The sequence below is a fragment of the Phycicoccus sp. M110.8 genome (genome assembly GCF_032464895.1).
Classification (GTDB): domain Bacteria; phylum Actinomycetota; class Actinomycetes; order Actinomycetales; family Dermatophilaceae; genus Pedococcus.
This window is the reverse complement of sequence record NZ_JAWDIC010000004.1, coordinates 1-26,968: the sequence shown is the minus strand read 5'-3', so window position 1 is coordinate 26,968 and position 26,968 is coordinate 1. Positions and strand designations below refer to the sequence as shown.

Genomic DNA, 26,968 nt, shown 5'->3' with positions numbered 1-26,968 from the left:
GCCGTTGTCCACAGCCCGGCATAGGGTCCGGTCCATGCCCACCGACCAGCCCACGATCCTCGCGACGTCCGGCGGCTACCGCTTCGCCGACCGCACCCGCTTCGAGTTCGACGGCCTCGTGCACCACGCGGTCGAGCTGTCCGGCGTGACCGGGCGGCGGCCCCGCGTGACGGTGCTCGGCACCGCGAGCGGCGACCAGCGCGCGTTCGCCGACGACCTGCACGAGGCGGGTCGCGTGGCGGGTTTCGACCTCACCAACCTGCACCTGTTCCCGATGCCCAACCTCGACGACGTCGAGGGCCACCTGCTCGAGCAGGACGTGGTCTGGGTCAACGGCGGCTCGGTGGCGAACCTCCTCGCCGTCTGGCGGGTGCACGAGCTCGACGCCGTTTTCCGCCGGGTGTGGGAGGCCGGTGTCGTCCTCTCCGGCGTCTCGGCCGGCTCGATCTGCTGGTACCTCGGTGGGACGACCGACTCCTTCGGCCCCGAGCTGCGCGCCGTGACCAACGGCCTGGGCTTCCTGCCCTACGGCAACGGGGTCCACTACGACTCCGAGGGCCGCCGGCGCCCCCTCGTCCACCGGCTCGTCGCCGACGGCACCCTGCCGACCACCCACTGCACCGACGACGGGGTCGGCCTGGTGTACCGAGGCACCGAGCTCGTCGAGGCGGTCACGGAGGCCGACGGCAAGGGCGCCTACATCGTGACCCGGGACGGCGACGAGGCCCGTGAGGAGCGCCTCGAGCCGCGCCGGCTGCCCACTCCCTGACCCGCCCGGGCCGCGGCGTACCGTGGTGCACATGCGGTTCGAGCACGTGGGCTTCGCGCCCGACTTCGTCGACTACCAGGCCGGCTGGGCGCACCAGCGCGAGGTGCACGCGTCGGTGGTGGAGGGCGGCGAGGACACCGTGCTCCTGCTCGAGCACGCCGCCGTCTACACCGCCGGCAAGCGCACCGAGGAGCACCAGCGGCCCAAGGACGGCACCCCGGTCGTCGACGTCGACCGCGGCGGCCTCATCACGTGGCACGGCCCCGGCCAGCTCGTCGGCTACCCCATCGTACGGCTGCACGGCGTCCCGATCGACGTGGTCGCGCACGTGCGCCGGCTCGAGGAGGTCATGATCCGCACCTGTCGCGAGTTCGGCGTGGCGACCGTGCGGGTCGAGGGCCGGTCCGGCGTCTGGGTCCTGGCGGACGAGCGCGGCCCCGACCGCAAGCTCGGCGCCATCGGCGTTCGCGTCAGCAGGCAGGTGACCATGCACGGTTTCGCGCTGAACTGCGACGCCGACCTCTCGTGGGCGGACAACATCGTCGCCTGTGGCATCGAGGACGCCGGGGTGAGCTCGATCAGCCGCGAGGCCGGGCGCGTGGTCACCGTGCAGGACGTGCTCCCGTATGCCGAGAAGCACCTGGCCGAGGTCCTCGCCTCCGCCTAGCGCCCGGGCCCCGGGACCTCCGTCCCTGCTGGGCACCGCCCCCTCCCGCTGGGATGGGGGTGGACCCCGCAGAAGGAGGACCCCATGTCGACCCTCACGCCACCCCGGGCAGCGGGACACCCCGTCCGCACGCACCGGCAGCTGACCCGGTGGTCGCTGCTGATGCTGCCAGCGTTCCTGCTCGTCTTCTGGCTCACCGACGTGATCGGGACCTTCCTGATGCTGCCGCTCCTGGGACTGCAGGAGGGCGACCTGCCCCTGATGGCCCGTGACCTGGCCGGGTGGACGGTCGAGACGCTGCTGTTCCTCGTCGCCATCGCGGTGCCCGCACTCGGCATCGGGCTGGCGCGGACGGCCTTGCGACGCGGCGGCCGCGCCGGTGCCTGGGCTGCCCTGGTCCTCAACGCCGCCGCCGCCCTCATCATGGTCTACGTCTTCGCCGACGCGGTCCGGATGACGTATTTCCCCGACGTCACCTTCCCCTTCGGCAGCTGACGGCACCCCGCCCCGGCGTGGCCATGGCATCGGCACCCGCTCCCGAGTGCATCAGCGCCTGCGCCGGCGAGGTCGGACCAGCAGGTCGCTGAAGTCGGTGGGTTCAGGGTCCAACGGCTGGCCGGCAGCCAGCCGCCTCCGGAGGTCCGCTGCCACAGCGACCGCGTCGGCCTCGTCACGCGCCCGCACGGTGTGGACGACACGACGCCCGCGGCGCACCTCGACGGTCCGGGGCATCCTCGGGACGAGCCGCAGCGCGAGGACCCAGAACGGCCACACGAGCACCAGCGCCGCCACCTCGACCACGGCGGGCAACAGGCACAGGACGGCCGCTACCAGGAGGAGCACCAGACCCGCCTGCAGGCCCTGCGCCCGCCCTTCCCGGAGCTCTGGGCTACCGCGGTACCGCCGCGACCGGGCGTTGTCCGCCACCTCCTGCCCGAGCCCCGACACCTCTGCCAGCGCCTGCGCGACCGGCTGCGGCGACCTCAACCGCCACGGGCGGTTCAGCACCACCACCCTCAGGCCGACCACCCGCTCGTCGAAACCGGCATACCCCTGCTCCCCCATCACCCCACCGTAGGGTTGTGGGACGAGCAGCCGGCCCGTCGTCCACAGGGCCACCGCCACCCGGCCCGAGGAATACGCCACGGTGCGCAGGCGTAGTCTTGGAGGACGCCCGGGAACCTCCGGGCGCCCCCGTGCCCCACGGCATACCGGCTGGTGGTGGCGCGCCGGACGCACAACGCAAGGCAAGGGAGTCTTCGTGACCGTCGCACCCGAGGGCCGCCGGCTGCTGCGTGTCGAGGCACGCAACGCCGAGACGCCGATCGAGCGCAAGCCCGAGTGGATCCGGACGACCGCCAAGATGGGTCCGGAGTACACCAAGCTGCACTCGATGGTGAAGACCGAGGGCCTGCACACGGTCTGCCAGGAGGCGGGCTGCCCCAACATCTTCGAGTGCTGGGAGGACCGCGAGGCCACCTTCCTCATCGGCGGTGACATCTGCACCCGCCGGTGCGACTTCTGCGACATCGCCTCCGGCCGCCCGCTGGCCCTCGACCTCGACGAGCCGCGCCGCGTGGCCGAGTCGGTCGCCCAGATGGGCCTGCGCTACTCGACCGTGACGGGCGTGGCCCGCGACGACCAGCCCGACGGCGCCGCGTGGCTGTACGCCGAGACGATCCGGCAGATCCACGAGAAGAACCCCAACACCGGCGTGGAGATCCTGCCGCCCGACTTCGGCGCCAAGCCCGAGCTCGTCGGCCAGGTCTTCGACGCCCGTCCCGAGGTGTTCGCGCACAACCTCGAGACCGTGCCGCGGATCTTCAAGCAGATCCGTCCCGCGTTCACCTACGAGAAGTCGCTCAAGGTCCTGTCGATGGCCCGCGACGCCGAGCTGGTGACCAAGTCCAACCTCATCCTCGGCATGGGCGAGGAGGACCACGAGGTCGAGCAGGCCATCCGCGACCTGCACGACGCGGGCTGCGACATCCTCACGATCACCCAGTACCTGCGTCCCTCGAAGCTGCACCACCCGATCGACCGGTGGGTCAAGCCCGAGGAGTTCGTGCACTGGAGCCAGGTCGCCGAGGAGATCGGCTTCAAGGGCGTCATGGCCGGGCCGCTCGTGCGCTCGTCCTACCGCGCCGGCCGGCTGTGGGCGACGGCCATGACGAAGTGGGGCCGCCCCATCCCCGAGCACCTGCAGCACCTCGCCGACGCGGCCGGTGACCCGGCCCGCCAGGAGGCCGCCTCGCTCGTCGCCGCGCGCACGCCGGCGGCGCTCGGCACCTCCGCCTGACGGTATCCTCGACCCCATGGCCCGCAAGGAGAAGCAGCAGTCCGGCACGCCCAAGGAGCCGGGTCGCCTCGCGCAGGTCCGCCAGGTCTACACGGCGGCGCGTCAGGTCGACCGGACCATCCCGTGGTGGATGCTGCTGGCGTTCCTCGCGGTGCTCGTCGTCGGCGTCGGCATCGGCGCCCTCCTCGGTCACTGGGTCTACGCGCTCGTCCTGTCGATCCCGCTCGGCCTGCTCGCCGCCGTGCTCGTCCTCAGCCGCAAGGCCGAGCGGGCCGCGTTCCGCAGCATCGAGGGCCAGCCCGGCGCCGCCGGTGCCGCTCTCGGCGCCCTGCGCCGCGGCTGGTACTACGACCAGCAGCCGGTGGCCGTCGACGGGGCCCGGGGCACGCGCCCCGAGGACATGGCCGGCGCGGCGTTCGTCTACCGCGCGGTCGGCCGCCCGGGCGTGGTGCTCGTGGCCGAGGGCCCGAACGCCCGCCGCTCCAAGCTCATCGCCCAGGAGCGCAAGAAGGTCGAGCGCGTCGCGCCCGGCGTCCCGGTGACGACCCTGGTCGTCGGTGACGAGGCCGACCAGGTGCCGGTCCGCAAGGTCAGCGCCAGGATGACGCGGATGAAGCCGGTCCTCACCAAGGAGGAGGCGGCCGCCGTCAACAAGCGGCTCAAGGCCCTCGGTGGCGTCCGCCCGCCCATCCCCGCCGGCATGGACCCCATGCGTGCCCGCGTCGACCGCAAGGCCATGCGCGGCCGCTGACCCTGCGCCGGCCGACTTCGGGCCACTGCACCCCGGACCGTGACCCCGGGACCGCGGCCGTGTGGCCACGAGTCGCTGGGTCTCCCCGACTTCGGGCCACCGAGCCCCGCACCGGGTGCCTCACCTCGCGGCCATGTGGCCACGAGTCCGTGAAGGGCTGGAGGAGGCCGGCATCCCCCACGCGCGCTCAGGCGGAGGCGCGGGTGACCAGATGCGTGTCGAGCACGACGTGTGAGGGGCCTGTGTCCCCGCCGCCGTTGATCCGCGACAGCAGCATCGTCGCCATCTCGCGCCCGAGCTGCTCCATCGGCTGGTGCACCGTCGTGAGCGCCGGCTCGGCGACCGCGGCGACGGGGCCGTCGTCGAACCCGACCACCGCCACGTCCCCCGGCACCGAGCGTCCCGCCTCCCGCAGCACCCGGATGGCACCGAGCGCCATGAGGTCGCTCGCCGCGAACACGGCGTCGACCTCGGGGTGGCGCGCCAGCAGCGCCCGCATCGCGGTGGCCCCGCTGGCCTCGGTGAAGTCACCGGTCTCGACGAGGCCGTCGTCGACACCGACGCCGGCGTCGCGCAGCGCCTGCTGGTAGCCCTCGAGGCGGTCGCGCCCGGCGATCATGTCCTGCGGCCCGGCGATCAGCCCCACGGTGCGGCGCCCTTCGGCCAGCAGGTGCGCGACCGCGGCCCGCGCCCCGCCGACGTTGTCGACGTCGACCCAGCTGAGGCCCTGCTCGGTCGTCGGCCGGCCACACAGGACGATCGGCAGACCCCGCCCCTGGATCCGCCCCGGGAGCGTGTCGCTGTCGTGGGCAGACAGCACGAGGACGCCGTCGACGTGCTGCGGCGTGAGGTAGCTGTCGAGCCGCTCGGCCTGGTCGCGGTTCTGCACGAGGGCGAGCACGAGCTGGCGGGAGGACTCCCCCACGACCGTCGTGATGCCCCGCACCACCCCGGCGAAGAACGGCTCGCCGAAGATGCGCTCCTCCGGCTCGGAGATCACCAGCGCGATCGCACCCGTCCTGCGCGTGACGAGGGCCCGGGCAGCCATGTTGGGCACGTAGCCGAGGTCGCTCACCGCCTGCATCACGCGGGCGCGGGTGCGCTCGGAGACCTGCGGTGACCCGTTGATGACGCGCGAAACGGTGCCCCGGCCCACCCCCGCACGGGTGGCGACCTCCTCGAGGGTGGGCTGGCCACCGTGCGCACTGCTCATGGGCGTCAGTATGGCGTGCCGGTCAGGAACTCCGAGTACCACCGTCCGCTGTCCTTGACCGTGCGCTCCTGCGTGCGGAAGTCGACGTGCACCAGCCCGAAACGCTTGGCGTACCCCTCCGCCCACTCGAAGTTGTCCATGAGCGACCAGGCGAAGTACCCCGCCAGTGGGACCCCGGCCTCGACGGCCCGGCGGCCGGCGTCGAGGTGACCGCGCAGGAACTCCACGCGCTGCTCGTCGTGCACGCGCCCGTCGACGAGGACGTCCTCGAACGCCGCACCGTTCTCCGTCAGGACCAGGGGCAGGTCGCCGTAGTCGCGCGTCACCCGGGTGAGGATGTCGAACAGCCCGTCGGGGTCGACCTCCCAGCCCATGGCCGTGGTCGGCATGCCGCGCCCCTGGAAGTCGACGTCCACGGTGCCGGGGAAGGCGCCGGGAGCCACCACGTGGCGGGTGTAGTAGTTGACGCCGAGGAAGTCCAGGGGCGCCGAGACGACGTCGAGGTCGCCGTCGCGGACGAAGGCGAGGTCGCTCAGGTGCCGCACGTCCTCGACGACGTCCTTCGGGTATGCGCCGCGCAGCACCGGGTCGAGGAACCAGCGGTTGGCGAGGCCGTCGACCCGGCGCACGGCATCCGCCACCCCGTGGCCGTCGTGGGCGCCGTCGACCGGGTAGAGGTTGAGGGTGACGCCGACCTGCGCCTCGGGGGCCGCGGCCCGGATCGCCTGGACCGCCAGCCCGTGGCCGAGCAGCAGGTGGTGCGAGGCCGCCAGGGCGTCGGCGGGGTCCGACCGGCCGGGGGCGTGCCGGCCGCTGCCGTAGCCGAGGAAGGCCGAGCACCACGGCTCGTTGAGGGTGATGAAGTGGCCCACCCGGTCCCCCAGCGCCCGGGCGACGTGCCCGGCATACTCGGCGAACCGCTCGGCCGTGTCACGCACCGGCCAGCCCCCCGCGTCCTCGAGCGGCTGCGGCAGGTCCCAGTGGTAGAGCGTCGCCCACGGGGCGATGCCGCGGGCGAGGAGCGCGTCGACGAGGCGGTCGTAGAAGTCCAGCCCCGCGACGTTCACCGGGCCCGAGCCGGTCGGCTGCACGCGCGGCCACGCCACCGAGAACCGGTAGGCCTCGACGCCGAGGTCGGCCATGAGCGCGACGTCCTCCTCGTACCGGTGGAAGTGCTCGACGGCCACCTCGCCGGTGTCCCCGTCGACCACACGTCCGGGGGTGCCGGAGAAGGTGTCCCAGATCGATGGGCCGCGGCCGTCCTCCTTCGTGCCGCCCTCGATCTGGTAGCTCGACGTCGCCACGCCCCACGTGAAGTCCGTGGGGAATGCGTTGCGCATCAGTGGGGTTCGCTTCGAGGGGTCCTGTCCGGTCATGGTCATCCTTTGACTCCGCCCTGCATGATGCCGCCGATGATCTGGCGGCCGAAAACGATGAAGACCACGACGAGCGGCAGGGTCCCCAGCAGGGTCCCGGCCATGACGAGCGCCTGGTCGGTGTAGTAGCCACCCGAGAGCCGCGAGAGCGCCACCTGCACCGTGGGGTGGTCCGCGTCGAGGGTCAGGTAGGGCCACAGGAAGTCGTTCCACCGCTCCATGAACGTCAGCAGGCCGAGCACCGCGGCCGCAGGTCGCAGCACCGGGAAGACGACGGAGAAGAAGATCCGCGTCGTCGACGCGCCGTCGACCCGCGCCGCCTCGATGAGCTCGGTGGGGATCGACTGGGCGGCGTACTGCCGCATCATGAACACGCCGAACCCGCTGACGAGGAACGGCAGCAGCGCAGACCACAGTGTCCCGGCGAGGCCGAGCTTCGACATGAGCATGTAGAGCGGGACCAGGCCGAGCTGGACCGGCACCATCATCGTCGCCACGACGACGAGCAGCAGCGCGTTCCGGCCCCGGAACTGCAGCTTGGCGAACGCGAACCCGGCGAGCGAGGACAGCACGACGACCGACACGGTCGCGGCACCGGCCACCAGCAACGAGTTGAGCATGGCTCGGCCGAACAGCACGTCCTGGTTGGCGAAGACGCGCGAGATGTTGGTGCCGAGCTCGCCGCCCGGCGTCAGCGGCGGCGGGATCGAGGAGATGTCGCTGTTGGGCCGCGACGCCATGACGACCATGTAGTAGAGCGGCCCGGCCGACAGCAGCACCGACACCGCGAGGCAGAGGTAGACGAGCCGGCTCGCCGGCGTCGCACCGGTGCTGCGCGAGGCGGCAGCGCCGAGAGACCTCGGCGGGCGCAGGCCCCTGCGGCGCCGCAGGCCTGCGCGGGCCTGGTGTGCCGTGGGCTCGGTTCCGCTCGCGGCGGGCACCACGGCGGGGACCTGGGTCTGGGTCATGGTGTCCTCACTCCGCCGACCGGATGCGTCGCAGCAGCAGCACGTTGACTGCCGAGAAGGCGGCGATGAACAGGAACAGCACCCACGCGATCGTCGCGGCGTACCCGAAGCGCTGGCCGGTGAAGGCGTTCTGCACGAGGTACATCGCGGCGGTCTGGAACTGGCCGGTCGTGCCGCCGTTGATCGAGTTCGCCCCGGGGTTGAAGAGCAGGGGCTCGGTGAACAGCTGGGTCCCGCCGATGGTGGCGACGATCGTGACGAAGATGAGGGTCGGTCGCAGCATCGGCACGGTGATCGACCAGAACGTGCGCCAGCCGTTCGCCCCGTCGATGCGCGCCGCCTCGTAGATCTCGGTGGGCACCGACTGCAGCGCAGCGAGCAGGATCAGGGCGTTGTAGCCGGTCCAGCGCCAGTCGACCATCGTGGAGATCGCGATCCAGCTCGACCAGCGGTGGTCCTGCCAGGCGATGGGGTCGACGCCGACGTGCCCGAGCAGCCAGTTGAACAGGCCGAAGTCACGGCTGAACATCAGCGTGAAGATGATCCCGACGGCGGCCACCGACGTGACGTTGGGCAGCAGGATCCCCATCCGCCATAACGTCGCCGCCCGCAGCCGCGAGTTCAGCATCTGGGCCAGGACCATGGCCAGCACCAGCTGCGGCACCGTCGCGATGACGAACATCGCGAAGGTGTTGAGCATGGCGTTCCAGAAGTCCGAGTCCTGCAGGAGCTCGGCGTAGTTGCCCAGGCCCACCCAGCCCTGGTCCCCCGCCAGCAGGCTCCAGTCGTGGGTGCTCACCCATGCCGTGTAGAGCAGCGGGAAGAGGCCGAAGACCGCGAACAGGATGAAGAACGGCGACACCATCGCGTAGGGCGTCAGTCCGGCGTCGGCGCGACGCGCCCAGCGGCGCCACCGGGCCGGGTCCGTGCCCGGTGGCGCCGTGGGTGCTGCAGTCGTCGAGGTCACGGAGGGCTACTTCGCGGCCTTCTCGGCGGCCGACACGGCTTCCTTCCAGCCGTCCGCGGCACTGCGCTGGCCGCCCTCGACGCTGCGCATGGCGTTCTCGACCGCGTCGCGCACGGGCTGGTTCTTCGCGCCGAGGAAGACCGGCTTGAGGTTGGCCGCACCGGCCACGAAGAGCTCACCCACGGGCGCGTTGTTGAAGTACTCGTTCGTCGCGTCCTTCAGGGCCGGGTCGGTGTACAGCGTCGGGTTCGAGGGCAGGTTGCCGACCGCCTTGAAGGCGGCGAGCTGGCTGGACCCGCTCGTGAGGAACTTGGCGAGGTCGACGGCCTCCTTCTGGTGCTTGCTCTGCTTCGGGACGCCGAGCCAGGAGCCACCCCAGTTGCCGCCACCGCCGGGGACGGTGGTGATGTCCCACTTGCCGCTGTTCTCGGCACCGGCCTGGTCCTTGATGTAGCCGGTCATCCAGGCGGGGCAGGCGAGCGTCGCGAACGACCCGCTCTTGAACCCGGCGTTCCACTCCGGGGAGAACGACTTGAGCTTGGCCGACAGGCCCGAGTCGACCATCTTCAGGCTCTCGTCCCAGGCCGCCTTCACACCGGGGTTCGAGTCGATGACGAGCTTCTCGTCGCGGTCGAAGTAGGTGTGGTCGGAGGACTGCATGAGGATCGAGTTGTAGGTGTTGGTGGCGCTGTCGACGAAGTGCGACTTGGGGTCCTTGATCCCGGCCTCGTAGCGCTTGCCGGTGGCGATGTAGTCGTCCCACGTCGGCCAGAGCTTGGCCACCTCGGTGCGGTCGGTCGGCAGCCCCGCCTTCTGGAACAGGTCACGGCGGTAGCACATGGCCAGGCCGCCGACGTCGGTGCCGAGGCCGATCGTGGTCTTGCCGTCGGCCGTGGTCGCGTTGGCGTACTTCCACGGGAGGAAGTTGCCCTTGAGGTCGTTGCTGCCGTAGTCCTGCAGGTTGACGAACTTGTCCGCGCTCTGCACGAAGTTGACGATCTGGCCCTCCTCGAGGGCGACGACGTCCCCTGCGCCGGAGCCGGCCGCGATCCGCTGGATCAGCTGGGTGTTGTACTTGCCGAGGTCACCCTCTGCCGTCTCGACGACGGTCACGTTGGGGTGGTCCTTCATGTACTGCTTGTAGAGGTCGGTGTAGCCGAACTTGCCGAAGGTGCTCACCCGGAGGGTGATCTTCTCCTTGCCGGCGGAGCCGGCGCCCCCGTCGTTGCCACCGCACGCGGCGGTGGAGAGGGCGACCGTTGCGAGAAGTGCGGCTGACCCGATCAGCCTGCGCGAGGGGATGTGCACCGTTGCACCTTTCCGTCGGGCCCCCTCTCTGGGAGCGCTCCCGAGAATGGAGCCGTATGCCGGGTGCGGCGGTCAAGAGTGTGCGTGGGAGCGATCCCATTTCGTGACCTGTTCGTGACCTTGTCAGCGCTTACATCCCCCGGGCCGACGCCGCGGACCGCCCGGGGGCCGCCCCGAGCTCGGGACTTGCGGTTGGCGGCATACGCGATATAACGTGTTTACGACGCGATATAACGCGATTGGTCAAAGGAAGGATCGGACGATGGCGCAGGAATGGCTGGTCGAGAACCCGCGGGTGCTCGACATCGGTGGCGACGGTGAGCGGGTACGCGAGCTCAAGGTGGGGGTCGTCGGAGGCCACGTGGACGTGGTCACCCACAGCGACTCCCCGACGGCCCGGGTCGAGGTGTCCGCCATCGAGGGCACGCCCCTGAGGGTGACCTGGGACGGCACCCTGCTGAAGATCACGCATGGCTCCGAGGGCGAGGGCGTGCTGGGCAAGCTCCGGCAGTGGGTCACCCTCCCGGATCGCAACCGGGTGACGCTCAGCATCTCGGTGCCCGAGGACGCCAGGGCGACCGTCGGCACGGTGAGCGCGAGCGGGCTGCTCGCCGGGCTGCGCTCCCCCGCCCGGGTCAACACCGTCTCGGGGACGATCACCCTCGACGACATCGCCGGCGCCGTTGACGTCAACACCGTCTCCGGTGAGGTCGAGTGCGGCCAACTTCGCGGACCGCTGCGCGTCAACAGCGTCTCGGGAGCGGTCACCGCCCAGGCCAGCGACCTGCCCGAGGTCGACATCAACACCGTCAGCGGGGACGTCACGCTCGACCTGTCCAACCCCGCGTCGCGGATCGCGTCGCACTCGGTCTCCGGCGATGTCACGGTGCGCGCGCCGCATGACGGGTACGACGTCAAGGCCAGCACGGCCACCGGGCAGGTGGTCATCGACGGACAGAAGGTGCACCGCTGGGACAGCGGTCAGCGACTCACCTCCGGCGGGCGCGGCCTGCGGCTCGACGCCAGCGCCGTGTCCGGGAACGTGGTCGTGCTCCAGGCCGCCACGGCCGGGGACGGGGCACCGGCGTGAGCCCCGTCTTCGCGCACGGCCAGCTGCGCCTGTACCTGCTCGCCCTCCTCGACGACGGGCCGCGGCACGGCTACGAGGTGATCCAGGACCTCGAGCAGCGGTTCAACGGCCTCTACTCCCCCAGCGCCGGCACGGTGTACCCGCGCCTGGCCAAGCTCGAGGAGGAAGGCCTCGTCGAGCGCAGCGACGAGGGACGCAAAGCCGTCTACCGCATCACCGACGCGGGTCGCGCCGAGGTCCGCGCCCGCCAGGACGACCTCGCCCACCTCCAGGTCGACCTCGACGACTCCGTGCGCCAGCTCGCGCAAGAGGTGCGCTCACGGGTGCGCGGCGAGACCAGCGACCTGCGCGCCGAGCTCAGGGCTGCGGCCCGGGAGGCGAGGCGCACGGCCACCCCGGCCGGGGGTGGCGACGCCTGGAGCAGCTGGACCACCAGTGACGCCCAGGCCTTCGGTGACCTGGAGAAGGCAGTGCAGCAGCTGCGCCGGGACGCGCGGGAGGCCTGGAAGCGGCACGGGGTGACCGCGGAGCAGAGCCGGGAGATCGTGGCCATCCTCGGCGAGGCGTCCGAACGGATCCGCGCGGTCCTCGTCCGGCGCTGACGCCAGGTCTGCGCGGTGGCGGGGCGTGAGCCGCCGGGGTCAGGGGTATGCCGTGGTGCCGGGTCAGGTGCGGACGATGACGGTGCCGGCGGCCTTGTCGTGCAGGCCGCGGCCGTCCTTGTCCCAGAACATCGCCGGGAGGAAGAGGCACAGCAGGACGGTGCGCACGAGCACCTGGAACGGCCGGGCGGGCCGTCCGTCGAGCGACACCACCCGCAGCCCCACCAGCCGGTGGCCGAGGGTGCTGCCCAGGGTGCCGACGAGCAGGAGGTTCTCCACGGCGAAGACGGCCAGCAGCACGAACGAGTCCGACCCGGTGGCCACGCCGCGGAACGGCAGCGGGACGTGGAACAGCGCGCTGGCAATGAGCTGGCAGACGGCCCAGTCGACGAGGACGCCGATGAGGCGACGGCCGAAGCGACCCACGGAACCGGCGCCGCCGGCCGGCATACCCAGGCGCTCACCGGGATGCGCCGACGGCTCGCCGGACCGTGCGCCCGGCCCCTCGAGCCAGGAGCCGATGTCCTTGCGGTCGACCACGGAAACCAGCCTCTCACGGCGTAACACCGGCGAAACATGCGGGTCATGCCCGGGCAATGCTGCCCCGCTAGGGTCGGTGGCGACCCCAACGGGCACGTGTGCCCGGACCACCACCAGGAGGCCCCTATTGTTCAGCAACGCTGACGAGGTCCTGAAGTTCATCAAGGACGAGGACGTCAAGTTCGTCGATGTGCGGTTCTGCGACCTGCCCGGCGTCATGCAGCACTTCAACGTGCCGGCCGAGACCGTGGACGCGGACTTCATGAAGAACGGCCAGATGTTCGACGGGTCCTCGATCCGCGGGTTCCAGGCCATCCACGAGTCCGACATGAAGCTCATCCCGGACCCGACGAGCGCCTACCTCGACCCGTTCCGGAAGGAGAAGACGCTCATCCTCAACTTCTCCATCGTGGACCCGTTCACGAACGAGGAGTACTCCCGGGACCCGCGCAACATCGCGGCCAAGGCCGAGGCCTACCTGAAGTCGACCGGCATCGCCGACACCGCGTACTTCGGCGCCGAGGCCGAGTTCTACGTCTTCGACGACGTGCGCTTCGAGACCAAGCAGAACGCCGGCTACTACTTCATCGACTCGGTCGAGGCGGCCTGGAACACCGGTCGTGAGGAGGAGGGCGGCAACAAGGGGTACAAGACCCGCTACAAGGGTGGCTACTTCCCCGTCCCCCCGGTCGACCACTTCGCCGACCTGCGCGACGAGATGTCGCTGGCGCTGGGCGCTGCCGGGCTGTCCGTCGAGCGCGCCCACCACGAGGTCGGCACCGCGGGCCAGCAGGAGATCAACTACCGCTTCAACACCCTGAAGCAGGCCGCGGACGACGTGCTGAAGTTCAAGTACATCATCAAGAACGTGGCCTGGGAGGGCGGCAAGACCGTCACCTTCATGCCCAAGCCGCTGTTCGGTGACAACGGCTCCGGCATGCACAGCCACCAGTCGCTGTGGAAGGACGGCGAGCCGCTGTTCTACGACGAGCGCGGCTACGGCGGCCTGTCGGACCTCGCGCGCTGGTACATCGGCGGCCTGCTCAAGCACGCCCCCGCGGTGCTCGCCTTCACCAACCCGACGGTGAACTCCTACCACCGCCTGGTGCCCGGCTACGAGGCCCCGGTCAACCTGGTCTACTCGGCCCGCAACCGCTCGGCGTGCGTGCGCATCCCGATCACCGGTGACAGCCCGAAGGCCAAGCGCATCGAGTTCCGCGTGCCCGACCCGTCGGCGAACCCCTACCTGGCGTTCTCGGCGATGCTCATGGCCGGCCTCGACGGCATCAAGAACCGCATCGAGCCGCCGGAGCCGGTCGACAAGGACCTCTACGAGCTGCCGCCGGAGGAGCACGAGGCCATCGAGCAGGTCCCCGGCTCGCTGCCCGAGGTGCTCGACGCACTGGAGGCCGACCACGAGTTCCTGCTCGAGGGCGACGTCTTCACCAAGGACCTCATCGAGACCTGGATCGAGTGGAAGCGCAAGAACGAGGTCGACCCGATCCGGTTCCGCCCGCACCCGCACGAGTTCGAGATGTACTACGACATCTGACATGAGGGTCCCTCACGGGACCTGACCGTCAGTGTTGCCGAGCCCCGGCCGGGGGTCCCAGATCGCCCCGCCGGGGCTCGCGCGCGTCCCGACGCATCCCCGCGCCGAGCCGGGCTGGCGACCGCGGCATGTGAGGCATAGGAATGAGGCACGGCACAAGGTCGTGTCGTGTACGTCTATCAAGGAGCAGTGCCATGAGCGAGATCCCAGCGGACACGACGCCGACCGGTCGGGACGACGAGCTGCGAGACGGCACCTCGCCCGCAGGCGATGTGGAGCGCGAGGCTCACGCGGATCGCGCCGACGACGGCGCGAACACGGGTGCCGGACCCGAGGCGGACCTTGCCGAGGGTGACGACGTGTCCGCCGGGGCGGACGGCGTCGGCGGCGGCAACGACTCCCGCAGCAGCCTGCTCGAGGACACTCTCGGCGCCGGAGGCGACCCCGACGAGCTGGACGGCGAACAGTAGGGGGGCCGGTACGTGGCGGACCCCCCGCCAGGGTGGCCGGATCGTGATGGCGCTCAGGCGATCCAGGTCGAAGTCGTCCCGACCACCCGGGAGCCGTCGAGGTCGGCGAGCGAGAGACCCACGAACTGCTCCGCCTGCGCGGAGGTCTGCCACCGGAACCTCGGCTGGTCGGTCGTGGCCGCCTCCACGATCACCTCGGCCGCCTGCTGCGAGGTCTGCGCGTTGTCGAAGGCGCCGGCCGTGCGCCGCAGGTATGCCGCGAGCAACCCGGCATACGGGTCGCTGGCGTCGGCGTCCGCGTCGGCCCGGTGGACGTTGGCGGTGAACTCGCTCGCCACCGCCCCGGGCTCCACGACGCTGACGACGACGCCGAAGGAGGCGGCGACCGGCGCAAGCGACTGCATGAGCCCCTCGACGGCGAACTTGGCGCCGCAGTAGGCGTCCGCGAACGGCTGGCCGACCGCTCCCCCGACGCTGGTGACCGTGACCACGCGCCCGCGCCCGGCGGCCCGCAGGCCGGGCAGCACGAGCCGCGTCATCCGAGCGACACCGAGGTAGTTGACGTCGAGCTGGGCCTGGAGCTGCTCGTCGGTGAGCTGCTCGAGCGTGGCCACCGCCCCCCGGCCGGCGTTGTTGACGAGGACGTCGATGCCGCCGTGGTCGGCGAGCACGCCGGCGACCGCCTCTCTGGCCTGCTGGGCGTCTGTGACGTCGAGAGCGCGCACGTCGAGCTCGACCCCGGCCTCGTCGGCGGCGCGGCGCAGGTCGGCGTCCCTGGTCGTGTCCCGCATCGTCGCCACCACGGTGAGTCCGGCGCGGGCGAGTCCCACGGCGGTGTGCAGCCCCATCCCGCTGGAGGTGCCGGTGACGAGGGCGACATCCGCTCGACGGGTCATGCCGGAATCGTAGACCTGCGTGCGTGTCCCGGCCCGGGGACGCGGGGTCGGACCGCCAGCACGAGGACGCGGCACCGACGCAGCCGGCGGGGCGACCGTCAGTCCGCGGCTCGGGCTGTGGACCGCGCCAGCGGCAGCCGCACCGTGAACGACGACCCCACGCCCTCCTGCGACTCCACGTCGACGGTGCCGCCGAGGCCGTCGACGACGGCCTTGACGATGGACAGGCCCAGGCCGGCTCCGGGGACCGCCCGGTCGGTCGCGGCCGCGGAGCGGTAGAACCGGCGGAACACCTGCCCACGGTCGGTCGAGGGGATGCCGATCCCGGTGTCCCGCACGGTGATCCGCGCCATCGCGACGGCGGCGTCGCGGCCCGGCCCGCGGCCCGGCCCGCGGCCCGGGTCGCCTCCGTGCGGGCCACCTCCGTGCGGCTCACCGCCGTGCGGCTCACCGCCGTGCCGCTCACCGCTGTGCCGCTCACCGCCGTGCGACCCAGCGGCCTCCGGCTGCGCCTCGGTCGACAGGGTGACCTCGACCCGGCCACCGTCAGGGGTGAACTTGACGGCGTTCGAGAGCAGGTTGGTGACCACCCGCTCGAGCCCTCCAGGGTCGCCCTCGACGACGACGGGCTCCTCGGGCAGGTCGAGCCGCAGGTCGAGGGCGCGGTGCTGCGCCTGGGTGACCGCCGCCTCCCACACGGTCTCCACCACGGCCGCGAGGTCGCACGGCACGCGCGCGAGGTCGAGCTGGCCTGCCTCGATGCGTGAGTTGACGAGCAGGTCCTCGATGAGGGCCAGCAGCCGCCGACCGTTGCGGTCGATCCTCGAGACGACCTCCCGCTGGCGTGGCGACAGCGGGCCCGCGCCGTCGTCCTCGAGCAGCTCGGTGTAGCCGAGCACGCTCGCCAACGGTGTGCGCAGCTCGTGGCTGACCGCGGAGAGGAAGTCGGTCTTGGTGCGGTCGAGGGCGGTCAGCTCCTCCACCGCCTGCCGCTCCCGCGCGAGCGCCTGTGCGGTGGCCAGGTCCGCCTCGCGGCGCAGGGTGACGTCCTCCGCCACGGTGAGGAACCCGGTGACCCGGCCTGAGGGGTCGACGATCCGGCTCGTGGTGTGGTCCACGACGATGCGTCGCCCGTCGCTGGTCACCCAGGTCCAGTCGCGGTTGCGGCTCTCCCCCGTGCGCAGCACCTCGTGCACGATGACCTCGGGGCCGGGTTCGACGCCCTGCTGCCGCGCCGCCTCCTCGATCTCCGCCGGGTCGTGCAGCTCGACCCAGTTGAGCTTCCCGACCACGTCCTCCGCGCCACGGCCGAGCAGGTTCGTCGCCCCGGCGTTGAAGAGGGTGATCACGCCCTCCCGGTCGGTGCCGATGATGGCCGTGACGGCAGCCGAGTCGAGCACGGTCTCGAGGAACAACCGTGAGGCGAGCTCCTCGGTGACGTCGGTGCCGGTGCGCACCTCGTGCGTGCGCCTGCCGGCCTCGTCGGTGAGGAAGCCCGTGGACCACACCATCCGGCGCACCCCGAGGCCCTCGACGTCCCAGTCCTGTTCGCGGGGGCCCGCGTCACCGGCCTCGCCACCCGGGAGGGCCGAGCTGCTCCGCGCCTCCACCGGGAACACCTCGTCGACCGGGAGCCCCACGACCCCACCCTCGGGGCGCCCCAGGTACCGCGCGGCCATGGAGTTCACCCGCTCCACCCGCCCGTCCGGCCCCACCACCACGATCGAGCTGGTGACGCTGTCGATGACCACGGACGCGAACTGCGCCTCTCTCCGCAGGGCCTCCACGGCCGACCTGCGCTGCACGGTGGAGACGGCCAGGGCCAGCGTCGTGACCGCGGCCGTCACCAGGAACGCCTGCGTGAGGGCACCGACCGTCTCGGGCTGGTACCCGCTCTGGCGGGCCGCCGTCGCGAACGGCCCCTCCCCGCGGTTCGTGAGCACGATGACGAGCACGCTCACGACGAGCAGCTGGGCGGCCACGGTGCGCAGGTGCAGCCGGGTGGCGCCCCACACCAGCACGGGGAGCGGGAGGAACGCCAGCGGCACCGCGCGACTCGTTCCGAAGATGGCGACCGTGACGCCGAGCAGGACCACCCACTGCAGCGCGTCCTCCGTGCGCAGCGGCTGGCTGCGTCGCGAGCGCACGACCACCCCGAGCGGCGCGATGACCAGCACCGCGGCCGCGTGCGAGGCCGCCACGGCGTATGCCGTCGGCAGGAACGTCCCTGCCAACGTCAGCTCGACGGCTGCGCCCGCCAGGACACCGAAGGTGACCGCGCCCGCCACGGTCGCGAGCAGCAGGCGGCCGAGGTCCTCCAGCGCCGCGAGCCGCGGTCGCCGGCCACTGCCCGCCATCAACGCCCAGAAGACTGCGGCCTCGGCCGCGTTCGCGACGCCGAAACAGGCGGCTGCCACGGGGAGTCGGCCGCCGTACCAGTTGGCGAGGGCGGTGGCGACGAGCACGCCCAGCACGACCAGGCCGGCGCGGCGACGGTCAGGCCCCGTGGCGAGCAGGAAGGCGGCCGTCAGACCGGCGGCCGGCCACCAGACCGCCACGGACGACCCGGCGGGGGCGAAACGGACGGCGACACTTCCCAGCACCGCGACACCGACCAGCACCAGCAGCAGGGCGAGCAGCCAGTTCCCTCGCAGGGGAGCACGGTTGCCGGGCGAGGCGGGGCGACGCGGCACGCCTGTCGAGGACAGACGGGCCCCGCGCGCGAGGGCTGGGCGCCTCGGTGGCATGACTCATCCTTGCGCACGTTCGGGCCAGACGCCCCCAAACCGGCCGAACCGGACCCGAACAACGGAAAAAGCCCCGGCCGAGGGGCGGGGGCGGGGTGCGGGTGCGCGAACCGTGGATGCGCGGACCGTAGATGCGCCGACCGTCGGTGCGCCGACCCTTGGTGCGCCGGCGCGGGGTACAGCGGGTCGTCAGCGGCGGCTGGTCTCGCTGTGCACGGGGACGGACGCGGAAGGTCGGTCGGCGACGGGACCCCCGACGCCGTCACGCCGGTCGAGCTCGGAGAGGTCCTCCTCCATCACCGGGGCGATGCGGTCGAGGATGCGCTGCCACATGGGGACCAGACCGTCCTTTCGAGGGGGTCGACGTCGTTCGCTGCCTGCGTCTCCTAAGGTCCCGCAGGAGGCCGCCGCCTGCACGTCGGAACTTCCCGGCTCCTCCGTTGGTCCGCCGTCGCCGACCGTTCGGGCGACCTGTCCCCCGCCCGTACCGGTGTGCCGGGCCGGCCCCCGGTGCGTGCCGCCGGTGCTCACCCGCGTCGCCCCCTCATGCCAGGCGCACCGTCGTCGGCATGCTGGCAGCCTCCACCGTCACCTCGAACCACACGGTCGTCCCCGCGGACGTGCGGTGGGCGCCGAAGGCGTCACTGATCGCGCGCACCAGCGACAGCCCCCTGCCCCGCACGGCCATCGGGTCGCCGCCGGTGAGGAGCGGCTCACCGCGGTTGCCGCTGTCGGCGACGGTGACCGTGAGCAGGCCCGGTTCCATGTCCATGCTGAGGTGCGACTCGGTGCCGGCGTGCAGCACCGAGTTGGTGATGAGCTCGGAGATCCCCGTGACGACGGTGTGCTGGTCGCCCTCGCTGACTCCCCACGAGCTGAGGTTGTCCCGCGCCCAGTCGCGCGCCGCCCGGACCGACTCCGGCAGCGGGGGCACGACCACGGACGCCCGCCGGTGCCCGGCCGGCGACCGCCCGACGGCGAGGACGGCGCAGTCGTCCTCCTGCCCGGACGTCTCGATCATCGCGTCGATGACGTGCTGCGCGACGCTGCGCGGGCTGCCCGGCGGGACCTCGCCCAGGACGGTCAGGAGCCTGCTCTCCCCGGCGTCGAGCGCCTCCCCGCGGCGCTCGATGAGCCCGTCGGTGAAGCCCAGGAGGATGTCGCCGACGTCGAGCCGCAGCCGGTGCACCGGCCGGTCACCCTCGATCCCCAGCGGCGGTCCCACCGGCATCGACAGCAGCCGGGCCCGCGGCAGTCCGTCGGCCCGGGACAGCCGTCCCGACAGCAGCGCCGGCAGGGGGTGCCCCGCACTCGCGAGCACCAGGTCACCGGTCGACGGGTCGATGGTCCCGAACAGCATCGTCACGAAGAGCTCGCCCCCGAACGACAGCCCGGGACGGGCTCCGCTCGACCCCAGCGGCAGCGAGGCCGGCCACAGCGCGTTGAGGTCCGTGACGACGCGGTCCAGTGCCTGCATCACCGCCGCGGGCCGTGAGTCGGTGAGGGCGGCGCCACGGATCGCGGCGCGCACCTGCCCCATGACGGTCGCCGCCATCACCCCGCGCCCGGCCACGTCGCCGATGACGAGCGCCAGCCGCCCGTCGGGGAGGAAGAACGAGTCGTAGAAGTCGCCGCCGGCCACGGTGCCCTCGGACACGGGCTCGTACCGGGCCGCGATGCTCACCTCGTCCGGCTGGGGCAGGTTCGGCGGCAGCAGCGTCCGCTGCAGCAGCTCCGCGGTCGTCCGCTCCATGTCGTAGACCACCGCCCTGCGCAGAGCCTCCCCGACGAGCTCGCGGAACGGCGACACCACTGCCAGCACGTCCTGCGGGACCCCTGACGACTCGCGGCTCAACGTGAGCACGGCCTCGATGTCACCGCCCGGCAGGGCGATCGCGACGTGCTCGCCCTGCTCGCTGACGTAGGTGCCCCCCTCCTCGGCGGTCCGCTGCACGAGCTCCAGGACGTCCTCGCCCACCTCGGACCAGATGAGCGGGAGCCGCTCCTCGTCCGGCGACAGGTTCTCGATGCGGTGCCGTCGCGCCATCCGCCAACCCATGGGCCCGGGCGAGGGCAGGCACACCGTCGCGGAGAGGGCGTCGAACGCGGCCATGCTCTGGCGCAGCACCACCTTGCACACGTCGTCGACCGTGACGGCCACGGCGAGCGAGGTGGCGAGCCGGGCCACGGCCCGCGCGCGCCCGATGGCCGACGTCGTCTCGATCGCGACGTGGAGCACGGCCAGCACCGACCCGTCCTCGTCGAGCACGGGCGAGCCGGCGCGCATGAAGTAGCCGGTGCCCGGTTCGGAGGACCGCCACGGCAGGTCGAGCTGGGCACCCTCCTGCAGGAAGGAGGTCCCGTCCCGCAGCACGCCCTCGAACTCGGGGCCGACGAGCAGGTCGCCCCACACCTCGGGGGCGACGTCGGCCGCCGCCCGCCCGAAGGCCGACGGGTGGCGGTCCCCCAGCAGCTCGCCGAACGCGTCGTTGTACAGCAGGGAGAACGACGGGCCGCACAGCAGCGCCATCGGCACCGGGCAGCCGACGACGAGGTCCCACGCGGCGGACAGGCGGGCGGGCCACTGCTCGCGGGCGCCCAGCACGGTCTGGTCCCGGTCCAGCCGGGTCACCAGGCTCCGCACGGCGAACGCCGATCCCTCACTCACGAACAGTCCCATCCACGACCACGTCGACGTCCATCCGGCACCGCACCCCCAGCGTAGGACCCGGCACGCGAAACACGCTGCTTACGCGCGATTTTGCGCCGGCGCGTCCACGACGCGGTCACGGGCCCCGGCCTGGTCGGCGAGGAACGCCCACTCCCAGGCCACCTGCCGCCAGCTGTCGTACCGGCCGCTCTTCCCGCCGTGCCCGGCCGACATCTCGGTCCGCAGGAGCACCGGCCGCTCCCCCGGGTCGCTGGTCGTCTCCTCGCGCAGCCGGGCGACCCACTTCGCCGGTTCGGTGAAGTACACCCGCGTGTCGTTCAGGGACGTCGTCGCGAGCACCGCGGGGTATGCCGCGCGCCGCACGTTCTCGTACGGGGAGTACGACTTCATGTACGCGTACACCTCGGGGTCGTGCAGCGGGTTGCCCCACTCCTCCCACTCCACGACCGTGAGCGGCAGGCTCGGGTCGAGGATCGTAGTGAGGGCGTCGACGAACGGCACCGCCGCGTGCACCGCCCGGAAGAGCTCGGGCGCGAGGTTGACGGCCGCGCCGATGAGCAGGCCGCCAGCCGAACCCCCTTCTGCGACAAGGCGGTCCGGCGCGACCCAGCCGGTGTCGACCAGGTGCTGCGCACACGCCACGAAGTCGGTGAAGGTGTTCTTCTTCGACCCCAGCTTGCCCTCGTCGTACCAGGCACGACCCATCTCACCGCCGCCACGGACGTGCGCGATGGCGTAGACGAAGCCGCGCTCGAGCAGGGACAGGCGGGCCACCGAGAAGTACGGGTCCGAGGACAGCTCATAGGACCCGTATGCCGTGACCAGACCCGGGTGCGACCCGTCCGGGACCGCCCCGGCTCGGTGCACGACCGAGATCGGCACCCGGGTGCCGTCGGGCGCCAGGGCCCACTCGCGGCGCTGCTCGTACGCCGACGGGTCGTAGCCACCGAGGACGGGCTGCCGCTTGAGCAGGGTCAGCTCGCGGGTGCGGACGTCGTAGTCGTAGACCGTCTTCGGGGTCACGAGCGACTCGAAGCCCACCTGCAGCGTGCGGGTCCCGGGCTGGGGGTTGTCACCGAGCCACACGTGGTGCACGGGCTCGTCGAGCTCGATGTCGTGCCAGGTGCCGAAGCCCGTCTCGCTGGACGGGTCGCGGTCGAGCACCCGCAGGGCCGTCAGCCCGTTGCGCCGCAGCGACAGCACGGCGACGTCGTCGAACGCCTCCACGCCCTGGAAGCGCTCGCCCTCGCCGGAGCGCATCAGCGGCCGCCACTGGTCTGCCGAGGTCGCGTCGAGGGGCGCCCAGGCCAGGTCGGAGTCGATCGAGTCGGCGTTGTGGACGATGAGCAGCCGGTCGGCAGCGGGCTCCACGTCGTACTCGACACCGTCCCGGCGCGGTGCCACGACGTGGAACTGACCGAGCGGGTCCGCCGCGTCGAGCAGGTGCACCTCGGAGGTCGTCTTGGACCCCAGGCCGATCATCAGCCAGCGGTCGTCACGGGAGGAGCCCAGGCCCATCCAGAACCGCTCGTCGTCCTCCTGCAGGACCAGGACGTCCTGGGCGGTGGGGGTGCCCACCTCGTGGCGCCAGACCTGGTGCGGCCGCCACTGCTCGTCGACCCGCAGGTAGAAGACGAACCGCCCGTCGAGCGAGAACACCACGCCGTACCCGATGCCCGACACGGCGTCGTCGAGCACCGCACCGGTCTGCAGGTCCTTGACCCGCAGGGCGAACCGCTCGTCGCCCTCGGTGTCGACGGCATACGCCAGTCGCCGGTGGTCCGGGCTCACGGTGAGCGCGCCCAGCGAGAAGAAGTCGTGTCCCTTCGCCTCGGCGTTGCCGTCGAGGAGCACCTGCTCGCCCGGCACCGGCTCGCGGGCGTCCAGCGAGGGTCGCGGCTGCCCCTCCACCCGGGGCGCGCGGCACTCCACCGAGTACTGCGACCCCTCGAAGCTGCGCGAGTAGTACCACCAGGGTCCGCTGGCGACCGGCACCGACAGGTCGGTCTCCTGGGTCCGCGAGCGGATCTCCTCGAAGATGGCCTCGCGCAGCGGTTCGAGCGAGGAGGTCATGGCCTCGGCATAGGCGTTCTCGGCCTCGAGGTGCGCGCGCACCTGCGCGTCGTCCTTGTCGCTGAGCCAGGCGTAGGGGTCGACGACGACGTCGCCGTGGTGCTCGCGGGTGCTCTCCCGGCGCGCGGCGGGGGGTGCCTCGGGGGTGGTGGTACTCACGGGACCACCCTAGGAGACCACCCGTGCCGGGGTGGGCTCACCCCGCGAGGCAGCGGGGCCCGAGGATCACCTTGAGGTCGCCGAAGAGCGCGTCGGTGGCGTTGACCCGGTAGGTGTCCTCGAGCCGCATGACCACCGACCGCCCGGGTTGGCTCAGGCGGACGTGCACCTCGGTCGAGCCGGGGTGCGAGGACAGGACCGCCTTGAGCTCCTCGACCTTGGACTGGGTGGCCCGGTTGGTGTCGATCGTGACGACGACCGGCCCCCGCGGACCCTCGGAGATGTCGGGCAGGGTGAGGTCGGAGGCGTAGATCGACGGGGTGTCGTCGCGCCGGTTGACCCGGCCCTTGACGACCACGACGGCGTCGTGGACGAGCGCGTGCCGCACCGTCTCGTACGCGGACGGGAAGAACAGGCACTCGATCGCGCCCTCGAGGTCCTCGACCGTGACGATCGCCCAGAGGTCGCCCTTCTTGGTGCGCTTGACCGACAGGCCGGTGATGAGGCCGGCGATCGTGACGGTCGCACCCTCGGGCTTGCCGTCCTCCCCCGTCAGGCTGGCGATCGAGGTGTCGGCGTGCGAGGACAGCACGTGCTCGATGCCGAACAGCGGGTGGTCCGACACGTAGAGGCCGAGCATCTCGCGCTCGAACCCGAGCAGTGTCTTCTTGTCCCACTCGACACCCGGGATGGGCGGCAGGACCGAGAAGTCGACCGAGGCACCCGAGTCGTCGTCGCCGAAGCCGCCGAACAGGCTGTCCTGCCCGATGGCCTCCTGGCGCTTGATGTCGACGAAGTTGTCGACGTACGCCTCGTGCACCCGCAGCAGCCCCTGCCGCGTCTCGGCGAGCCCGTCGAACGCGCCCGCCTTGATGAGCGACTCGATGGTGCGCTTGTTGCACACGACGGCCGGGCACTTGGACAGGAAGTCCTTGAACGAGGTGAAGCGGCCCTTCTCCTCGCGCGCCTGCACGATCGCCTCGACGACGTTGTGGCCGACGTTGCGGATGGCCTGCATGCCGAAGCGGATGTCGGTGCCGACGGCCGCGAACCGCGCGACCGAGTCGTTGACGTCGGGCGGCAGCACCTTGATGCCCATGCGCCGGCACTCGCCGAGGTAGAGGGCGGACTTGTCCTTGTCGTCGCCGACGCTGGTGAGCAGCGCGGCCATGTACTCGGCCGGGTAGTTCGCCTTGAGGTAGGCGGTCCAGTACGACACCAGCCCGTATGCCGCGGTGTGCGCCTTGTTGAAGGCGTAGTCCGAGAACGGGACCAGGACGCCCCACAGGGCGGCGATGGAGGCCTCGTTGAACCCCTTGGCCTTCATGCCCTCGGAGAAGGGGACGTACTCGGCGTCGAGCACCTCCTTCTTCTTCTTGCCCATGGCGCGGCGGAGCAGGTCGGCGTTGCCGAGGGTGTAGCCCGCGAGCTTCTGAGCGATCTCCATGACCTGCTCCTGGTAGATGACCAGGCCGTAGGTCGTGCCGAGGATCGGGCCGAGGGCGTCGATCATCTCCTGCTGGAGCTTGCCCTCGAGCTGGGGGTCGAGGGGCGTGAGCGCCTGCTTGCCGTTCTTGCGCAGCGCGAAGTTGGTGTGGGCGTTCACGCCCATGGGCCCGGGCCGGTAGAGCGCGAGGGCCGCGGAGATGTCCTCGAAGTTGTCCGGCTGCATCAGCTTGAGCAGCGTGCGCATGCCGCCGCCGTCGAGCTGGAAGACACCGAGGGTGTCACCGCGCTGGAGCAGCTGATAGGTGGCCTTGTCGGTCGTGTCCTTGGACAGGGCGTCGAGGTCGATGTCCTCACCGCGGTTGGCCTTCACGTTCTCGATGGCGTCGTCGAGGATCGTGAGGTTGCGCAGTCCGAGGAAGTCCATCTTGACCAGGCCGAGCGACTCACAGCTCGGGTAGTCGAACTGGGTGATGACCTGCCCGTCCTGCAGGCGGCGCATGATCGGGATGACGTCGATCAGCGGCTCGCTGGACATGATGACGCCGGCGGCGTGGACTCCCCACTGCCGCTTCAGTCCCTCGAGCCCCTTCGCGGTGTCGACGACCTCCTGCAGGTGCGGCTCGGAGTCGACGAGGGCACGGAACTCGACGCCCTCGCCGTAGCGCTTGTGCTCCTTGTTGTAGATCTCCGAGAGCGGGACGCCCTTGCCCATGACGTCCGGCGGCATCGCCTTGGTGAGCTGCTCCCCCACCGAGAACGGGTGCCCCATGACGCGGGCGGCGTCCTTGACGGCCTGCTTGGCCTTGATGGTGCCGTACGTGACGATCTGCGCGACCCGCTCGGCGCCGTACTTCTCGGTGACGTACTTGATGACCTCACCGCGCCGGCGCTCGTCGAAGTCGACGTCGAAGTCGGGCATCGACATGCGCTCGGGGTTGAGGAACCGCTCGAAGATCAGGCCGTGCGGGATCGGGTCGAGGTCGGTGATGCGCATGGCGTACGCGCACATCGAGCCGGCACCCGAGCCACGCCCCGGACCGACGCGGATGCCGTTGCGCTTGGCCCAGTTGATGAAGTCGGCGACGACGAGGAAGTAGCCGGCATACCCCTTCGAGACGATGACTTCGGTCTCGAAGGCCGCCTGCTTCGTCGCGTACTCGGGGACGCCGCCGGGGAACCGCTCGCGCAGGCCGGACTCGACCTCCTTGACGAACCAGCTCTCCTCGTTCTCCCCGGGCGGGCAGGGGAAGCGCGGCATGAACCGCCCCTCGCCCTCGGTGAACGAGATGTCGCACATCTCGGCGATGAGCAGCGTGTTGTCGCAGGCCTCGGGCAGCTCGCGCCAGGTGTGGCGCATCTCGGCCGGGCTCTTGAGGTAGAAGTCGTCGGCGTCGAACTTGAACCGGTTCGGGTCCATGAGGGTCGAGCCGGACTGCACGCACAGCAGGGCCGAGTGCGCCTTGGCGTCCTCGGGGCTGGTGTAGTGCAGGTCGTTGGTCGCCACCAGGGGCAGGTCGAGCTCACGGGCCAGGCGCAGCAGGTCCTTCTGGACCCGGCGCTCGATGTCGAGCCCGTGGTCCATGAGCTCGCAGAAGTAGAACTCCTTGCCGAAGATGTCGCGCATGTCGCTCGCGGCCTGCAGCGCCTCGCGGTACTGCCCGAGCCGTAGCCGCGTCTGGATCTCGCCCGAGGGGCAGCCGGTGGTGCCGATGAGGCCGCCGGAGTACTGGCTGAGCAGCTCACGGTCGACCCGCGGCCACTTGGCGTAGACCTGGTCCAGGCTCGCCATGGAGTCCATCCGGAACAGGTTGTGCAGCCCGTTGTTGTTGCGCGCCAACAGGATCATGTGGGTGTACGCGCCGGAGCCGGACACGTCGTCGCCGGCCTGGTGCTCCTCGCCCCACCGCACGCGCGTCTTGTCGGTGCGGTGCGTGCCGGGCGTCACGTACGCCTCGACGCCGATGATCGGCTTGACGCCCGTCCCCTGGGCCTTCTTCCAGAACTCGTACGCGCCGAACACGTACCCGTGGTCGGTGGTCGCCAGCGCCGGCATCCCCATCTCGGCGGCGCGGTGGAACAGGTCGCCGATGCGGGCGGCACCGTCGAGCATCGAGTACTCGGTGTGCACGTGCAGGTGGACGAACGAGTCGGTGCTGGAGGCGTTCTGCGGGGACATCGGGACGATCCTAAGCCAGGGCGGTGACGGTCTTCGGCGTGTCGTCGGACGTGTCGTGGGCGGGTGTCCGCCACCGCCCGGTCCGCCCTGCGCCGGCGGCCGTCGCACGCTGCGGGTGGGCCCTCGTGGAGGCGCTCCCACAGCCCCGGACGGACCGCGGACATGCAAAAGGGCCACCCGTGTGGGGTGGCCCTTTTGACAAAGTATGTTCGGCTGCGTCCTACT

The 26,968-nt window shown here is 71.4% G+C and carries 22 protein-coding genes; 9 read left to right on the top strand and 13 right to left on the bottom strand.

The genetic code is table 11. The annotated features are described in order from the left end of the window. The first annotated feature begins 34 nt into the window (after nucleotides 1–34). The 3 genes from RKE38_RS15505 to RKE38_RS15495 all read left to right on the top strand — a co-directional run bounded on the left by RKE38_RS15505 (nucleotide 35) and on the right by RKE38_RS15495 (nucleotide 1,931). Nucleotides 35–769 carry a peptidase E gene (locus RKE38_RS15505; RefSeq protein WP_316008374.1) on the top strand — a complete coding sequence of 245 codons (735 nt, stop codon included), beginning with the start codon at nucleotides 35–37 and terminating at the stop codon, nucleotides 767–769. Between the two features lie 31 nt (nucleotides 770–800). Then, the gene (gene lipB / locus RKE38_RS15500; protein ID WP_316008373.1) at nucleotides 801–1,436 is read left to right on the top strand and encodes a lipoyl(octanoyl) transferase LipB; all 636 of its coding nucleotides are present in this window, start codon (nucleotides 801–803) and stop codon (nucleotides 1,434–1,436) included. An 84-nt stretch (nucleotides 1,437–1,520) separates the two neighbouring features. After that, nucleotides 1,521–1,931 (top strand): hypothetical protein, encoded by a 411-nt coding sequence (locus RKE38_RS15495; RefSeq protein ID WP_316008372.1) that lies wholly within the window; start codon nucleotides 1,521–1,523, stop codon nucleotides 1,929–1,931. A gap of 51 nt (nucleotides 1,932–1,982) precedes the next feature. On the opposite strand, the gene RKE38_RS15490 is transcribed toward RKE38_RS15495, so the two are convergent. Further along, nucleotides 1,983–2,501: a hypothetical protein gene (locus RKE38_RS15490; RefSeq protein WP_316008371.1), complete on the bottom strand. Its 519-nt coding sequence runs from the start codon at nucleotides 2,499–2,501 to the stop codon at nucleotides 1,983–1,985. Between the two features lie 196 nt (nucleotides 2,502–2,697). Between RKE38_RS15490 and lipA the strand changes: the two genes are divergently transcribed. Continuing rightward, entirely contained in the window at nucleotides 2,698–3,735 is a 1,038-nt protein-coding gene (gene lipA, locus RKE38_RS15485) for a lipoyl synthase (protein WP_316008370.1), read from the top strand. 16 nt (nucleotides 3,736–3,751) lie between these two features. Continuing rightward, on the top strand, nucleotides 3,752–4,486 hold the full coding sequence (locus tag RKE38_RS15480; RefSeq protein WP_316008369.1) for a DUF4191 domain-containing protein: 735 nt from the start codon (nucleotides 3,752–3,754) through the stop codon (nucleotides 4,484–4,486). A 187-nt stretch (nucleotides 4,487–4,673) separates the two neighbouring features. Here RKE38_RS15480 and RKE38_RS15475 read toward each other — a convergent pair whose 3' ends face one another. The 5 genes from RKE38_RS15475 to RKE38_RS15455 are packed head-to-tail and all read right to left on the bottom strand — an operon-like array spanning nucleotide 4,674 to nucleotide 10,318. Beyond that, complete coding sequence (locus RKE38_RS15475) at nucleotides 4,674–5,699, bottom strand: LacI family DNA-binding transcriptional regulator (protein ID WP_316008368.1); 1,026 nt, start codon at nucleotides 5,697–5,699, stop codon at nucleotides 4,674–4,676. A gap of 5 nt (nucleotides 5,700–5,704) precedes the next feature. Beyond that, nucleotides 5,705–7,075 (bottom strand): GH1 family beta-glucosidase, encoded by a 1,371-nt coding sequence (locus RKE38_RS15470; protein ID WP_316008367.1) that lies wholly within the window; start codon nucleotides 7,073–7,075, stop codon nucleotides 5,705–5,707. A gap of 2 nt (nucleotides 7,076–7,077) precedes the next feature. After that, entirely contained in the window at nucleotides 7,078–8,043 is a 966-nt protein-coding gene (locus RKE38_RS15465) for a carbohydrate ABC transporter permease (RefSeq protein ID WP_316008366.1), read from the bottom strand. Nucleotides 8,044–8,050: 7 nt separating this feature from the next. Next, nucleotides 8,051–9,010, bottom strand: coding sequence for a sugar ABC transporter permease (locus RKE38_RS15460; protein WP_316008365.1), 960 nt, complete (start codon nucleotides 9,008–9,010; stop codon nucleotides 8,051–8,053). A 6-nt stretch (nucleotides 9,011–9,016) separates the two neighbouring features. Beyond that, nucleotides 9,017–10,318: an ABC transporter substrate-binding protein gene (locus tag RKE38_RS15455; RefSeq protein WP_316008364.1), complete on the bottom strand. Its 1,302-nt coding sequence runs from the start codon at nucleotides 10,316–10,318 to the stop codon at nucleotides 9,017–9,019. A gap of 262 nt (nucleotides 10,319–10,580) precedes the next feature. Here RKE38_RS15455 and RKE38_RS15450 point away from each other — a divergent pair, with 262 nt between their 5' ends. Together RKE38_RS15450 and RKE38_RS15445 are read left to right on the top strand one after the other, a co-directional pair. Continuing rightward, nucleotides 10,581–11,408 (top strand): DUF4097 family beta strand repeat-containing protein, encoded by an 828-nt coding sequence (locus tag RKE38_RS15450; RefSeq protein WP_316008363.1) that lies wholly within the window; start codon nucleotides 10,581–10,583, stop codon nucleotides 11,406–11,408. Then, nucleotides 11,405–12,010, top strand: a complete 606-nt coding sequence (locus RKE38_RS15445) for a PadR family transcriptional regulator (protein WP_316008362.1) — start codon at nucleotides 11,405–11,407, stop codon at nucleotides 12,008–12,010. The genes RKE38_RS15450 and RKE38_RS15445 overlap by 4 nt, the downstream gene beginning before the upstream one ends. 63 nt (nucleotides 12,011–12,073) lie before the next feature. On the opposite strand, the gene RKE38_RS15440 is transcribed toward RKE38_RS15445, so the two are convergent. Then, complete coding sequence (locus RKE38_RS15440) at nucleotides 12,074–12,550, bottom strand: RDD family protein (protein ID WP_316008361.1); 477 nt, start codon at nucleotides 12,548–12,550, stop codon at nucleotides 12,074–12,076. Nucleotides 12,551–12,677: 127 nt separating this feature from the next. Here RKE38_RS15440 and glnA point away from each other — a divergent pair, with 127 nt between their 5' ends. Both glnA and RKE38_RS15430 read left to right on the top strand, forming a co-directional pair. Next, nucleotides 12,678–14,102 carry a type I glutamate--ammonia ligase gene (gene glnA / locus RKE38_RS15435; protein ID WP_316008360.1) on the top strand — a complete coding sequence of 475 codons (1,425 nt, stop codon included), beginning with the start codon at nucleotides 12,678–12,680 and terminating at the stop codon, nucleotides 14,100–14,102. 194 nt (nucleotides 14,103–14,296) lie between these two features. Further along, nucleotides 14,297–14,572, top strand: a complete 276-nt coding sequence (locus tag RKE38_RS15430; protein ID WP_316008359.1) for a hypothetical protein — start codon at nucleotides 14,297–14,299, stop codon at nucleotides 14,570–14,572. A 53-nt stretch (nucleotides 14,573–14,625) separates the two neighbouring features. Here RKE38_RS15430 and RKE38_RS15425 read toward each other — a convergent pair whose 3' ends face one another. From RKE38_RS15425 to dnaE, 6 genes are all read right to left on the bottom strand, one after another. Further along, nucleotides 14,626–15,468, bottom strand: a complete 843-nt coding sequence (locus tag RKE38_RS15425) for an SDR family oxidoreductase (protein ID WP_316008358.1) — start codon at nucleotides 15,466–15,468, stop codon at nucleotides 14,626–14,628. A 98-nt stretch (nucleotides 15,469–15,566) separates the two neighbouring features. Continuing rightward, on the bottom strand, nucleotides 15,567–18,215 hold the full coding sequence (locus RKE38_RS15420; protein ID WP_316008357.1) for an ATP-binding protein: 2,649 nt from the start codon (nucleotides 18,213–18,215) through the stop codon (nucleotides 15,567–15,569). Nucleotides 18,216–18,404: 189 nt separating this feature from the next. Further along, nucleotides 18,405–18,548 carry a hypothetical protein gene (locus RKE38_RS15415; protein ID WP_316008356.1) on the bottom strand — a complete coding sequence of 48 codons (144 nt, stop codon included), beginning with the start codon at nucleotides 18,546–18,548 and terminating at the stop codon, nucleotides 18,405–18,407. Nucleotides 18,549–18,759: 211 nt separating this feature from the next. Continuing rightward, entirely contained in the window at nucleotides 18,760–20,883 is a 2,124-nt protein-coding gene (locus tag RKE38_RS15410; protein WP_316008355.1) for an ATP-binding SpoIIE family protein phosphatase, read from the bottom strand. Between the two features lie 81 nt (nucleotides 20,884–20,964). Further along, nucleotides 20,965–23,118, bottom strand: a complete 2,154-nt coding sequence (locus RKE38_RS15405) for a S9 family peptidase (protein WP_316008354.1) — start codon at nucleotides 23,116–23,118, stop codon at nucleotides 20,965–20,967. Nucleotides 23,119–23,155: 37 nt separating this feature from the next. Continuing rightward, nucleotides 23,156–26,743, bottom strand: a complete 3,588-nt coding sequence (gene dnaE, locus RKE38_RS15400; RefSeq protein ID WP_316008353.1) for a DNA polymerase III subunit alpha — start codon at nucleotides 26,741–26,743, stop codon at nucleotides 23,156–23,158. Nucleotides 26,744–26,968 lie beyond the last annotated feature (225 nt).

What these genes read in the sequence shown, in the direction of transcription:
- RKE38_RS15505 (WP_316008374.1), top strand. Translation starts at nt 35, where the DNA reads ATGCCCACCGACCAGCCCACGATCCTCGCGACGTCCGGCGGCTACCGC.
- lipB (WP_316008373.1), top strand. Translation starts at nt 801, where the DNA reads ATGCGGTTCGAGCACGTGGGCTTCGCGCCCGACTTCGTCGACTACCAG.
- RKE38_RS15495 (WP_316008372.1), top strand. Translation starts at nt 1,521, where the DNA reads ATGTCGACCCTCACGCCACCCCGGGCAGCGGGACACCCCGTCCGCACG.
- RKE38_RS15490 (WP_316008371.1), bottom strand. Translation starts at nt 2,501, where the DNA reads ATGGGGGAGCAGGGGTATGCCGGTTTCGACGAGCGGGTGGTCGGCCTG.
- RKE38_RS15480 (WP_316008369.1), top strand. Translation starts at nt 3,752, where the DNA reads ATGGCCCGCAAGGAGAAGCAGCAGTCCGGCACGCCCAAGGAGCCGGGT.
- RKE38_RS15475 (WP_316008368.1), bottom strand. Translation starts at nt 5,699, where the DNA reads ATGAGCAGTGCGCACGGTGGCCAGCCCACCCTCGAGGAGGTCGCCACC.
- RKE38_RS15470 (WP_316008367.1), bottom strand. Translation starts at nt 7,075, where the DNA reads ATGACCGGACAGGACCCCTCGAAGCGAACCCCACTGATGCGCAACGCA.
- RKE38_RS15465 (WP_316008366.1), bottom strand. Translation starts at nt 8,043, where the DNA reads ATGACCCAGACCCAGGTCCCCGCCGTGGTGCCCGCCGCGAGCGGAACC.
- RKE38_RS15450 (WP_316008363.1), top strand. Translation starts at nt 10,581, where the DNA reads ATGGCGCAGGAATGGCTGGTCGAGAACCCGCGGGTGCTCGACATCGGT.
- RKE38_RS15430 (WP_316008359.1), top strand. Translation starts at nt 14,297, where the DNA reads ATGAGCGAGATCCCAGCGGACACGACGCCGACCGGTCGGGACGACGAG.
- RKE38_RS15425 (WP_316008358.1), bottom strand. Translation starts at nt 15,468, where the DNA reads ATGACCCGTCGAGCGGATGTCGCCCTCGTCACCGGCACCTCCAGCGGG.
- RKE38_RS15420 (WP_316008357.1), bottom strand. Translation starts at nt 18,215, where the DNA reads ATGCCACCGAGGCGCCCAGCCCTCGCGCGCGGGGCCCGTCTGTCCTCG.
- RKE38_RS15415 (WP_316008356.1), bottom strand. Translation starts at nt 18,548, where the DNA reads ATGTGGCAGCGCATCCTCGACCGCATCGCCCCGGTGATGGAGGAGGAC.
- dnaE (WP_316008353.1), bottom strand. Translation starts at nt 26,743, where the DNA reads ATGTCCCCGCAGAACGCCTCCAGCACCGACTCGTTCGTCCACCTGCAC.